Below are 11958 nucleotides of genomic sequence, written 5' to 3'. Positions count from 1 at the left end.
GCTCAGCTGTTGGCGGTCGATCAGGCGATCGCGGCGCGCAGAGCGGCAGCCGCAGCGCCCACGTCGGGCGCGCCGTAGATCGCGCCGCCGGCCACGGCGACCACGGCACCCGAGTCACGCACCGACGGGATCGTGTCGGCGTTGATGCCGCCGGCGACCGAGAAGGGCACGCCCGAGGCCTTGCCGTCGTCGAGGAGGGTCGAGAAGGTGAAGCCCTCCTCGGCCTGCTCGTCGAGCCCGGCGTGCATCTCGACGAACTCGGCACCGAGGGCGACGACCTCGCGCGCCCGCTGCGGCTTGTCGGCGACGCCGATCAGGTCGACGACCACTCCCTTGCCGTGCGCCTTGGCCGCCTTGACGGCACCGGCGATGGTGCTGTCACCCGCCGAGCCGAGCACCGTGATCAGGTCGGCACCGGCGGTGAAGGCGATGTCCGCCTCGAGCTCACCGGCATCCATCGTCTTCAGATCGGCGAAGACGATCTTGTCGGGGTGGGCCTGCTTCACGGCGGTGATCGCCGACAGCCCGGCGCTCTTGATGAGCGGCGTGCCGAGCTCGAGGATGTCGACGTGCGGCGCCGCGGCGGCGGCGAGCTCGAGGGCGGCCTCGGTGGTGAGCGTGTCCATGGCGAACTGCAGTTTCATCGTGTCCTTATCGGGGTGAGCAGGGCGGCCGGGTGCCGCCGCTGAATCGGGAGATCGAAGGGAGCGAGGTCATTCGAGGTTGGCGTGGCGCGGCCAGAGGTCGTCGGCGCTCGCGCCCGATCGCTTCCACAGCGCGTGGAAGAGGGCATCGCCGACCAGCACGACGATCTGCTCGAAGAGGCTGCCGGCATACTGTGCGCTCGCGCTCTCGGAGCGGTCTCGCTTCGCCGCGGCGGGGATCACCACAGCCACCGTGGACAGCGCCGAAAGAGGAGATTCGGATGCCGTGGTGATGACGGCCACGCGCGCACCGGCCGCGACAGCGATCTCGGCTGCGCGCACGATGCCGCTGGTGGTACCGGATCCGCTGGCGACCAGGAGCAGATCGCCCTCGCCGATCGCCGGAGTGGTGACCTCGCCCACCACGAACACGGGGAGTCCGAGGTGCATGAGCCTCATCGCCGTCATGCGCAGCGCGAGCCCGGAACGGCCCGCCCCCATCACGAAGACACGGTCGGCCCCCGCCACGAGATCCGCCAGGTCGTCGAGGGAAGCGGCATCCGCCGCGGAGGCGTCGCCGATGAGACGACCCACTCCGGTGGCGATCTCGCTTGCGATGAGGGCGAGGGCGGCGGGAGCGTCGACATCGGGGGTGGTCACTCGACCATGCTCGCCCGCCCGTCGCGACCGTGCCGCTCCCCGGTCGCACAGCCCACCTACCCGAAAGGGGAGGTCGATGGGACGCGTATAGTTCCGTTCATGTCGAGAACGCCCACCCACGACGACGTGTTCCTCGACCGCGCGCCCGATCTCGCGGCATCCGAAACCGAACCCGGAAGCCGCGGGGGCGACGAGGACGCGGCTCAACCGACCGCCGCCCTCCCCTCCCCTGCCACCCGGCAGCTGATCCTGGACCACGCACGCACCGTGGCGGGACAAGCGGACCGTCACGCGGTCACGCTCGAGTCGATCCTCGCGATCCTTCGCTCGCGCAAACTCGACGACCGCGCAGCCCGTACGCTCGCGACCGACGTCGCGGCGGGAGCGCTCGTCGGCCTCCGCACGTCCACGGATGAACAACGCGACAGCATGATCGAGCCGGTGACGGGTGCCTTCGCGCGCTTGCGGAGCGACCTGCGCCCCCTGGTGCGCCACGGCAACCTCGACCTGCAGTTCGTCGAGCCCCCCGCGTCGGGGCGAGCGCTTCCGGGCGAGGTCGCCCACACGGCGAGGGCCATCGTGCGCAGCGCCGTGCTCGCGTTCGTCGACCAGGGAGAGACCTCGCGCGTGCGGATCCAGTGGGACTGCGACGGCCTGAACCTGCTGATCGGCATCCGCGATGACGGGCGCGGAGAGCTGACCGCGCACGACGACTCGCTCCGCCCGATCGTCGAGCGCGTGGCCGCTCTCGGCGGATCGTTCGCCGTGTCGTCGACGGCGGGATGGGGCTCCGATCTGTCGGTGCGCCTGCCCCTGGATCCCCCGGCCGCACCGGAACTCCTCGACGATCGCGTGCCCCTGAGCCCGCGCGAGCGCGATGTCCTGCGCCTCGTCGCCTCGGGGGCCCGCAACCGCGCGATCGCCGAGCGGCTCGGCATCACGGAGAACACCGTGAAGTTCCACGTGTCGAATCTGCTGCGCAAGGCCGGGGCCGTCTCCCGCTCCGAGCTCGCCGCGCTCGCCTCCCACTAGCGGCGGCAAGGTACACAACGCCGGAAGCCTGGTGCCGCGGCGAGCCCGATCGGCGTCATCCCGCGGTCAGGCCGGCCGCGGTGCCGCGGATCTCCTACGTTGTGCACGCCGGGCGACTCGGGGCGTCACACCCGAGCCTCCGGCGTCGCGCCGGCCCCGCGACACCCGGCGGCGCGGTGCCCCGCACCCGAGCCTCCCGCGTTGGGCGCGCCCGGCGGCGCGAAGACGCAGAGGTCGCGCCGAGAGGTGGTGCGTAACTCCGGTGAAAGGGCAGCGGCGGCTCGGCCCGTTCGCGGAATCATGCAGCGGTGACGGGTTCGCCGGTGCGAATCTCAGGAGTTTCGCACACCAACCCCCGACCTACCGGCGCGAAGCCTTAGGCGACGCGCGCCGGGCGCTGCCACGGGAGCGCCCGCATCATGCTCAGCACCGCGATGATCGCCAGCCCGAGCGCGGCGGCGGATCCGAGCAGGGGCACCACGAGCGGTGAGAGGCTCCGCCGCGACTCGGGGACCAGCCCCGCCGCCTGCGGCTGTGTCGTCAGCGGTGCCGCGACCGGCAGGAACTGCTGCAGCGGTGCGGCGGCGGCGATCGCCCCCGGCGCGCGCCGCAGCGGGTTGCTCGGTGCGCCCGCGGGAGCAGCTCCCGTGCCGGCCGACGGCGGTACGGCGACCGGCGCTGCCGAGGAGTAGCTCACCGTGAGCGGCGACGCCGGCTTCGCGGCATCCCGGACTCCGCCCGTCGTGAGCCAGTATCCCTGTTGCCCCGTCACGCGGTGGAAGTCGACGAAGGACTGCGGGAACGATCCCCAGTACGCCTCGTTCGTCCCGGAGCGTGCGACCTGCCCTGCGCCAACGCTCAAGACGCCGAGGTACTGCGGCGTGACGGTGAAGCCGCCGGTGCCCGAGAGATCGGCTGCGCGGATGTCGGCCAGCACGATGGTCTGCGCAGCGATCGGGCTCCACTTCGTCATGTCGTCCATCGAGGTGCCGTAGCCGCTCGCGCTCGCCGTGAGCTGACCGTTGCCGGATGCGTCGAGGGTGAGCTGCGGGTCCGTCACGCTCCAGTAGGTCATTCCCCCGTAGAACACGACGGTGAACGAACCCGACCACCGGATGTCGAGCGCGCCGTCGCGGCGCGTGCCCGTGCCGCCGTCGATGACGACCTGGTTTCCGGTGGTGCTCGCGGTCGATGCAACCGACACCGGAGCGCCCGTCGGATCCTGGCACTTGGTGGCCCACGAGGCGGTCGTCCACTGGCCGCCCGCCGTCGGCTTCTCGATGCGCACCCGACCGTCCTCGGCACGGTAGAGGCCATCGCTCTCGCCCCAGACCCGGGCGCCCCCAGCGTCGCCGGCGACACCGGCGCTGAGGAAGTTGCATCCTCCGGCGAAGGCTCCGCCTCCGGACTCGGCGTTCAGGCCCCACCGCAGCTGTGCGTCGGTGATCGTGCCGTCTCCGCCCCCGGGGTCGCCACCGGGCCCGGGAACCGTGACGATGACGTCGTCGGGGCCGGCTGCGGCGGCGGGAGCCGCACCGAACCCCAGGAGCAGGGCGGCCGCGAGAGCAGCCCGCAGCACGGTGCGTGCCCTCATCGCGGCGTCCCCGTCGGCAGAAGCTCGGTCGGCGCGTCGGGAGAGGCGACCCTTCCGCCCGCCGACCTCGCATCGTTCACGACGACGGGCGACACCGGAGCGGCAGCGGCAGCCGCGGCTGCGGGAGGTGCAGCAATGGCCGAGGCCGGCGCGGCGGAAGGTGGTGCGGCACCGGAAGACGCGGCGCCGGACGTGGCGAGGGTGCCCGCCGGCACGGCATCCGTCCGTCCCGTCGCGGCAGCCGCGCGCTCCCGCTTCGCGCGACGCCGTGCCCGCGCGCGCACGATCGCGGTGACGATGCTCGTGATGATCAACGCGACCGACAGCGCGATGCACGCCAGCAGCAGCACGAGCACCCACGTCGGAGCGGTCGGCGCGTCGGAGACGGATGCCACCGCGGTCCCGCCGCTGACGGCGACCTCGGTCTCGGCCACCGCCCCCGATCCTGCCCCGCGCAGGGTGACGAGGTGCGTGCCGTCGCGGATCTCGCGCGGCACCGGCAGAGCCGCGGCGACCTCGCCCTGCGCCCCGGCGGTGAGCGGACCCACGGCCGTGAGACCGCCGTCGAGCGAGGCCACGACCTGCTCGCCGGGGGTGAAGCCCTGACCGGTGAAGACGACCGAGGTGCCCGCCGCGACCGACGCCGACTCGACGCCGACGCGCACGGAGCCCGCGGCGGCCGGTGCGCTCGCGGCGGCGGGGGCCTCGGCCGCGGAAGCCGCCGCGAACGAGACCGGCGTGAACGTCTCGTTGTTGGCGTTCTTCACCCCGTGCGCGCCGATGGTGATGATGCCGCAGGTGACGCGTCGGCAATCGACCTCGGTGATGTTGCCCTCGCGGTCCTGGCTCTCGAAGACCGCCCCGGGAATCACCATCGACACCGACCACGATCCGTCGGCGCCCAACGTGCCGTTCGCGGAGCTCTCGGTCTGGCTGCCCGGGAACGCCAGGAAGCGCTGGTACCCGTTGTTGTCGGCCGATTCCGCGTCGGGCACGTACCGGTAGTCCGCCCCGACCACTCCCCCGGCGCTCGGGCGCCACGACCCGCCGCTCGCGTCGTCGACCCACCCGAAGAGCACGTAGATGCCGCCGAAACCGTTCGGGATCGACTGGAAGCCCGAGCCCGACACGGTCACGTCGGTGGCGTAATCGGGACTCGCGGATGCCGTGCCCTCGGGCCCCGTGACCGTCACGGTCCCGGCGGCCCACGCGGGGGCTCCGGCGACGACGACGCCCGCGACGGTCAGGGTCAGCGCGGTCGCGAGAGCAGCGAGACGACGAGTCAGACGGTTCATACGAGTTCTCCGGGGAGGGGGGATGCCAGGGGCGAGGCGTCGGCGACGACGAGCAGGGTTCCGCGGGGCCCGTCGACGACGTCGATCGGATGCCGATACACCCGCGTGAGCAGCTCGGGATCGAGCACGTCGCGCGGCGGCCCGACTGCGACCACCCGCCCGTTCTCGAGCAGGGCGATGCGATCGGCGTAGGCGGCGGCGAGCCCCAGATCGTGCAGCACGACGATGGCGGCACCCCCGGCATTCACGCGTTCGCGCGTGCGGGCGAGCACGCGGTGCTGGTGGCGGATGTCGAGGCTCGCGGTGGGTTCGTCGAGCAGCGCGATCGCGCACTCCTGCGCGTACGAGCGCGCGAACGCCGCGCGGGCGCGTTCCCCGCCGGAGAGCCCGGTGACGGGTCGGTCGGCGAAGGCCTCCACCTCACCGGCGACCAGCGCCTCGGCCACCGCGTCGTCGTCGCGCGCGGCGGCGGGATGCCGGCGCCAGGGCGCCCGCCCCATGCGCACGACGTCGCGCACGACGAACGGGAACGACACCTCGTTGCTCTGGGTCAGCACCGACCGGCGGCGCGCCCGCTCGGCGACGGGCCACGAGTCCAGCACCGCCCCGTCGAGCTCGACGGATCCCGCCGCGGGGGTGCGGTCTCCCGCGAGCACCGACAGCAGCGTCGACTTGCCCGCGCCGTTCGGACCGACGAGCACGACCATCTCTCCGGCGACGAGGTCGAGGTCGACGTCGTGGAGAACGCGCCGACCCCCGACCTCGGCCGAGATCCCACGCGCGCGCAGCACTGGCGTCATCCCCAGCCCCCCGACCGACGGCGCGTGCGGCGCAAGAGCCAGAAGAAGAACGGCCCGCCGATGAGGGCGGTGAGCATGCCGATCGGCAGCTCAGACCCGGGCACGGCGGTGCGGGCGACGAGGTCGGCGGCGAGCAGCAGCACGGCGCCGCCGAGGGCGCTCGCGGGAAGCAGCAGGCGGTGGCCGGGGCCGAGGACCATGCGCATGAGGTGAGGCACGACGAGACCGACGAAGCCGATGATCCCGCAGAACGCGACGGCAGCGCACGTGAGCAGGGCGATCACGACGATCGCGATCACGCGCAGCCGCTCGACGCGCACACCGAGGTGCTCGGCCTGCCGCTCGCCGAGCGCGAGGAGGTCGAGGCTCCCCGCGAAGAACAGACACGCGACGATGCCGATGACGGCGAGCGGCGCGACGACGGCGAGGTCGTCCCAGCGCGTGCCGTTGAGCGAGCCGAGCTGCCAGAACACGATCTGCTCGCGCTGCTGCGTCGAGCCGAGGTAGGTGAACAGCGCGATCGTGGCCCCGCCGATCGCGTTGACCGCGATCCCGGTGAGCACGAGAGTGACGACCTCGGTGCGTCCGTCGGCACGCGCCGAGGCGTAGACGATCACGGTTGCGGCCAGCCCGCCGGCGAAAGCGAGCGCCGGCAGGGTGAGCGGCCCGAGGAACGTGAGCCCGAAGACGATGGATGCCGAGGCCCCCACCGCCGCTCCCGACGAGATGCCGATGACCCCGGGCTCGGCCAGCGGGTTTCGGAACACGCCCTGCATGACGACCCCGGCCGTGGCGAGCGTCGCCCCCACCAGCACGGCCATGAGCAGTCGTGGCATCCGGATCAGCCACAGGGTGGCCTCGCCGTTGACGTGCTCCATGGCCGCGCCCGGCGCGACCGACAGCACGCCGAGACCGATCCCGCGCACCGCCTCGTTCCAGGCGCGCGCGAAGGCGCCGACGACCTGATCGGGTGGGATCGAGAGCTGCCCGCTCCCGGCCGACACGACGACGAGCACCACGAGGGCGACGGACAGCGAGCCGAAGACCGCCGGGACACGCACACCGACCCGGGGTCTCGGTGCGGCGACGGGAGCGACCGCGACCGCCGTCATCCCGCCGCCTCGGGCGCATAGACGGCGACGGCGAGCGCGTCGAGCACGTCGGCGGCGGCGGGCCCGAAGCTCAGCACCGTCGTGTCGGACATGTCGACGATGCGCCGGTGGCGACCGGCATCCGTCTGGGCGACCGCGGGCAGGTGCTCGGTGAGCCCGTCCACGCCGCCGACCGACTCGAGGCCCTTCGTCATCATGATGAGCAGGTCGGGGTTCGCGTCGACGAGGGCCTCGTCGGTGATCGGGCGCATCCCTTTCCAGCCGATCTCACCGGCGACGTCGACGCCCCCGAGGGCCTCGATCAGACTGTCCGCCCCGGACTCCTCGCCGAACAGGTAGTAGACGCCCGACTGTCCCCGGACGTAGAGGAACATCATCCGGAGCTTCTGCGCGGGGTCGCTCGGCGCGACGGCGGCGATCTGCGCGATCTTCGCGTCGACGGCGGCAGTGCTGCGCGCGGCGAGCGCCGCCGCCCGCTCGGGTACGCCCAGAGCCGCTCCGACCTGCTCGATGAGCGACCCGACCGACTCGAGCGACCGGTGCGAGTCGACCACGACGACCGGGATGCCGGCATCCCGCATCTGCAGGATGGTGTCCCACGGGCCGAGACTCGTGTCGGTCAGGATCACCGTGGGGGCCGCATCGAGGATCGCCTCGGCGTTGAGGTCATGGCCGTTCTCGGTGACGACCGGAAGGTGCGCCGCCTCGGGGAAACCCGTCGAGATGTCGCGCGCGACCACCTGGTCGCCGAGCCCCAGCTCGAAGACGATCCGCGAGAGCGAGCCGTAGATGTCGAGCGTCAGGATGCGGGAGGTGTCGGTCACCGTGACGGTCGTGCCCTGCGAGTCGGTGACCGTCGCGGGCAGCACCTGCGCACCGTCGGTGACCGGCACGATCGGCGCGGCGGCCGCGACAGCGGTCGACGGCCCCTCCCACGACAGGGGATCGGCGAGCGGCGTGACCTCGGCCAGCGGCGGCGTGGCCGCCGGGCCACCACCGTGAGCTGTTCCGGCGGCGTCGCACGCGGTGAGCCCTGCGGCGACGGCCACGAAGAGCGCGAGCGCGGCGACGCCCCGAGTCGTTCGACGGATCATGAACGTACCTCCAAGTAAGGTGAGCCTACCCTTAACATTGCCTGGATGCCGACTTCATGCTTAGGTAAGCCTAACCTGCCCTTCAGCACCCACCGGGTGCACCCGCGGCCTGCCGTCGGGACCCGTCGGAGGGCGGAGAAGGGAACGAACGTGGATTCCTCCACGCACAGACGCCGGTTCGCCCGCGTGACCACCGCGAGCCTCGCCGCCGCGGCGATCGCCCTCGGCGGGGCTCTCGTCGCCGCCCCCGCGCACGCCGCCGAGACCACCGTCGACGGCGCCGTCTTCCGCTGGGGCATCAACGCCGAATCGAACGCGGCCGCCTTCGCCCCCGGCACGGTCAACCTGCTGTCGGCGGGGATCGTCACGGCGACCTCGTCGGCCGACCGCGTCACCGCGTCGAACTGGAAGCAGAGCGACGGCAACACGCGAATCCTCAAGAAGCAGGCCGACGGCAGCTATGCCACGGCGACCTTCGCGGGCCTGCGCACGGATGCCAATGGCACCACCATCACTTCGGGCAACGGCCTGAACTCGGGACACATCGCCGAGATCACCGGCGGCTCCGGCACGGTCGACGTGGATGCCAACACCGCGACGATCCAGTGGACCGGGTCGTTCACCTCCGCGTACTACTCGGGCATGACCCGCTCGTGGATCACCGACCCGAAGCTCACCGTCGCTCCCGACGGCACCGGAACGGTCACCGCAACCCTCGGCGGCTACGGCACCTCGATGGACGACCCCGACAAGTTCGAGACCCTCACCCCGGAGCCGAACGTGGTCATCGCGACCCTCACCGGCGTCGACGTGACCCCCACCGGATTCACCGTGACCCCCGACTACCTCGGTCGCACGATCACCGTCCCCGAGGGCTCGGTCGCCCAGGTCACCACCGGCGCGAACGCCGGAGCCTTCCCGCAGTCGTTCGTCGACTTCCAGGTGAAGACCGGTCAGGGCTCGTACTGGTACTCCTCGGGCGGGTCGGCCGACGCGCGCAAGCCCGCGAGCGCGCTTTCGGTCGCCTACACGGCCGCGCCCGTGGCATCCGCTCCCACCGTCACCGTCTCGAAGACCAGCGGTCTCGCCCAGGGTGAGACGGTCACCGTCTCGGGCAGTGGCTTCCTGCCGTCGGGCACCGCCACCAACGGCACGCGACCGCCGCTGGCCGGGACCTTCAGCGGAACGTACGTCGTGTTCGGCAAGTTCGCCGACGCCTGGAAGCCCTCGGCCGGGGCCGCCTCGTCGGCCCGTTCGGTGATCGCGCAGAAGTGGGCGGTCCCGGCCGCCAGCATGGCGACCATCGGCGGCGCGAACAGCGGCGCGATCGAGCTGAAGGCCGACGGCACGTTCTCGGTCGATCTCGCCCTCAGCACGACCGAGGCGCAGAACCTCGCCGCAGGGAACTTCGGCATCTACACCTACGCCGGCAGCGGCACCGTGTACGCCCCCTTCGAGACGTTCACCCCGATCGCCTTCGCCTCGTCGACCGACGTGATCGTCGAGGTCCCGGACTGGGTCGACAACCCCACCGGCTCGTTCGGATGGGCGTTCGAGGGTACCTCGCCGGCCAGCCTCGGCACCGCCGTCCAGGACGGCGCGAACTTCACGGCATCCGGATCGCTCACGAACATCGTCGTGACCGACACGCGCGCCGGGGGCACCGCGCCGTACACGTGGAGCATCTCGGGCCAGGTCGGAAACTTCGCGTCGAGCACGGGCGGCTCGTTCTCGAGCGACCTGCTCGGCTGGAAGCCCAAGCTCGTCACGGCCGGGCAGACCGTCACCGCCGGCGCCGAGGTCGCGTCGACCCGCCTCGGCGGCACGGGGCTCGGAGCGTCGCGCGTGCTCGCGTCGTCGACCGCGGCCGCGAACGCCACTGTCGGAGCCGACCTGTCGCTCGTGATCCCCGGCACGACCCCGGCCGGCGACTACACCGCGAAGCTCACCATCACCGCCCTGCAGTAATCCACCCGACGGGGACTCCGACGCGCGTCGGGGTCCCCGTCGCACGTCCCGCAGAAAGCCCGCCCGTGTTCCGACGCCCTCTCCCCTTCGCCCTCATCGGCTCCCTTCTCCTCGCGATCGCCGCTCCCGCAGCCGCGACGGCCGCCGACGGCGGTGTCGCCTGGACCGTGCAGACGGCCGACAACGCGCAGGGCACGGGCCGCGCGAACTTCACGTACGACGTGGTCGAACCCGGGACCGTGATCTCCGACGCCATGACGGTCGTCAACACCGGCACCGAGCCCCTCCCCCTCGCCGTCTACGCCGCCGACGCCTTCACGGCATCCACGGGCGAGATCGACGTCCTCGTCGACGGGCAGCCGTCGCAGGGTGCCGGGACGTGGGTGTCGGTCGCCACGACATCGCTCTCGCTGGCGCCGGGCGAGTCCGCCGAGGTGCCCTTCACCGTCACGGTCCCCTCCGACGCCCGCCCCGGCGACCATGCCGCGGGCATCGTGACCTCTCTCACGAGCACCGACTCGTCATCGACACTGTCCGTCGACCGGCGCCTGGGCACGCGCATCAACCTCCGGGTCGCGGGCGAGCTGACGCCGGCCGTGGCCGTGTCGGGCGTGTCCGCCCGGTACGAGGCATCCTGGAACCCGTTCGACTCGGGCCGTCTCGTCGTGGAGTACGCGCTCGCGAACACCGGCAACACGCGGCTGACGGGCGCTGAGACGGTCGCCACCGCGGGCCTGTTCGGCGCGCGTACCGCACCGACCCAGCTGACCGAGGTGCTTCCGGGGTCGACCGTCGAGGTCGCGCGCGAGGTGCCGACGTTCTCGCTCGGGTGGGTCGCCGGCTCGATCGAGCTCACGCCCGAGGCGGTCGGCCTGGGTGCCGCGCCGCTCGCGCCGGTGACGGCCGAGTTCTCGGTCGCGGCGGTGCCGTGGAGTCTGTATGCGCTCCTGGCGGTGATCCTTGCCGTGGTGCTCGCCGCGGTGCTGCTCGTGCGGCGTCGGCTGCGCGCGGCTGCTGCGGATGCTGCGGTGGCGGCGGGCGGCGCGGCGGCGGCGGCGGCTTAGGCCGCGACTGAGCCCGCGGCATCCGGTCGCTGTGTGAGCGACGATCGCGGCAGCGGCGGCGGCTCCAGCCGACGGGGCCCGCCGCGGGGCGCCCGTGAGAGCGTCGGCGGCTCAGGCCGACTGAGCCGCTTTCGCCCGCGCGAGGTCGACGAACAGCTCGGTGTTGAACCGGTAGGCCACCAGCACCTCCTCGATCACCCGCTCCTTCTCGTCGTCGTCCCAGGGGGCGGCATCCAGCTGCTCGCGATACACGTTCTTGAACGCGTCGGGGTCGGCGATGTCGCCGAACAAGTAGAAGCCGATGCCGTTCGTGTCGAAGCCGAAATGCCGCTGCATGAGCCGGCCGATGAACTGCCCGCCCGAGAGGTCGCCGAGGTAACGCGTGTAGTGGTGAGCGACGAAGCCGCCCGGCCAGGTAGCCGCGACGCGGCGGATCCGCGAGACATAGGCCTGCGTCGTCGGCAGCGGGGTGATGCGCTCGCGCCAGTCGGCGCCGATGAGGAACTCCAGGTCGGCCTCGAGAGCGGGAAGACGCGTGAGCTTGTCACTGAGGAACACGGATGCCACGGGGTCGATGCGCATGCGCTCGGTGGCCTCTTCGAGCGCCTCGTAGATGAACCAGTGCTGCGCGACGAGTGCGACGTAGTCGTCGCGCGTGCCCGACCCTTTCATGAGGTTCGTCATGAAGTCGGCGC

The 11958-nt window shown here is 72.2% G+C and carries 11 protein-coding genes; 3 read left to right on the top strand and 8 right to left on the bottom strand.

The genetic code is table 11. The features are described 5' to 3' along the window. Positions 1–20 precede the first annotated feature (20 nt). Together hxlA and hxlB are read right to left on the bottom strand one after the other, a co-directional pair. Entirely contained in the window at positions 21–644 is a 624-nt protein-coding gene (gene hxlA, locus P2P98_RS11825; RefSeq protein ID WP_275800031.1) for a 3-hexulose-6-phosphate synthase, read from the bottom strand. Positions 645–713: 69 nt separating this feature from the next. Further along, complete coding sequence (hxlB, locus tag P2P98_RS11820) at positions 714–1238, bottom strand: 6-phospho-3-hexuloisomerase (protein WP_275800033.1); 525 nt, start codon at positions 1236–1238, stop codon at positions 714–716. A 165-nt stretch (positions 1239–1403) separates the two neighbouring features. Between hxlB and P2P98_RS11815 the strand changes: the two genes are divergently transcribed. Then, positions 1404–2336, top strand: a complete 933-nt coding sequence (locus P2P98_RS11815; RefSeq protein ID WP_275800029.1) for a LuxR C-terminal-related transcriptional regulator — start codon at positions 1404–1406, stop codon at positions 2334–2336. A gap of 376 nt (positions 2337–2712) precedes the next feature. Here P2P98_RS11815 and P2P98_RS11810 read toward each other — a convergent pair whose 3' ends face one another. From P2P98_RS11810 to P2P98_RS11790, 5 genes are read right to left on the bottom strand one after another with little or no spacing between them, the layout of a single operon-like run. Continuing rightward, a complete protein-coding gene (locus P2P98_RS11810) occupies positions 2713–3930 on the bottom strand; it encodes a hypothetical protein (RefSeq protein WP_275800027.1) in 1218 nt (405 codons plus the stop codon). Continuing rightward, positions 3927–5225 carry a hypothetical protein gene (locus tag P2P98_RS11805; RefSeq protein WP_275800026.1) on the bottom strand — a complete coding sequence of 433 codons (1299 nt, stop codon included), beginning with the start codon at positions 5223–5225 and terminating at the stop codon, positions 3927–3929. The genes P2P98_RS11810 and P2P98_RS11805 overlap by 4 nt, the downstream gene beginning before the upstream one ends. After that, on the bottom strand, positions 5222–6016 hold the full coding sequence (locus P2P98_RS11800) for a heme ABC transporter ATP-binding protein (protein ID WP_275800023.1): 795 nt from the start codon (positions 6014–6016) through the stop codon (positions 5222–5224). Before P2P98_RS11800 ends, P2P98_RS11805 begins: the two co-directional genes overlap by 4 nt. A 5-nt stretch (positions 6017–6021) precedes the next feature. Next, on the bottom strand, positions 6022–7137 hold the full coding sequence (locus P2P98_RS11795; protein ID WP_275800022.1) for an iron ABC transporter permease: 1116 nt from the start codon (positions 7135–7137) through the stop codon (positions 6022–6024). Continuing rightward, positions 7134–8231, bottom strand: a complete 1098-nt coding sequence (locus P2P98_RS11790) for an ABC transporter substrate-binding protein (protein WP_275800020.1) — start codon at positions 8229–8231, stop codon at positions 7134–7136. Before P2P98_RS11790 ends, P2P98_RS11795 begins: the two co-directional genes overlap by 4 nt. A gap of 150 nt (positions 8232–8381) precedes the next feature. On the opposite strand from P2P98_RS11790, the gene P2P98_RS11785 reads away from it, so the two are divergent. Together P2P98_RS11785 and P2P98_RS11780 are read left to right on the top strand one after the other, a co-directional pair. Continuing rightward, entirely contained in the window at positions 8382–10199 is a 1818-nt protein-coding gene (locus tag P2P98_RS11785; RefSeq protein ID WP_275800019.1) for a hypothetical protein, read from the top strand. A gap of 65 nt (positions 10200–10264) precedes the next feature. Further along, complete coding sequence (locus tag P2P98_RS11780) at positions 10265–11263, top strand: DUF916 domain-containing protein (RefSeq protein WP_275800017.1); 999 nt, start codon at positions 10265–10267, stop codon at positions 11261–11263. 111 nt (positions 11264–11374) lie between these two features. On the opposite strand, the gene P2P98_RS11775 is transcribed toward P2P98_RS11780, so the two are convergent. Then, on the bottom strand, positions 11375–11958 hold a 584-nt coding region (locus P2P98_RS11775), incomplete at its 5' end, for a biliverdin-producing heme oxygenase (protein WP_275800016.1).

Origin of the sequence: Microbacterium sp. Kw_RZR3 (genome assembly GCF_029222405.1) — a bacterium.
Classification (GTDB): Bacteria; Actinomycetota; Actinomycetes; order Actinomycetales; family Microbacteriaceae; genus Microbacterium.
This window is presented reverse-complemented; position numbering and strand designations above follow the sequence as displayed.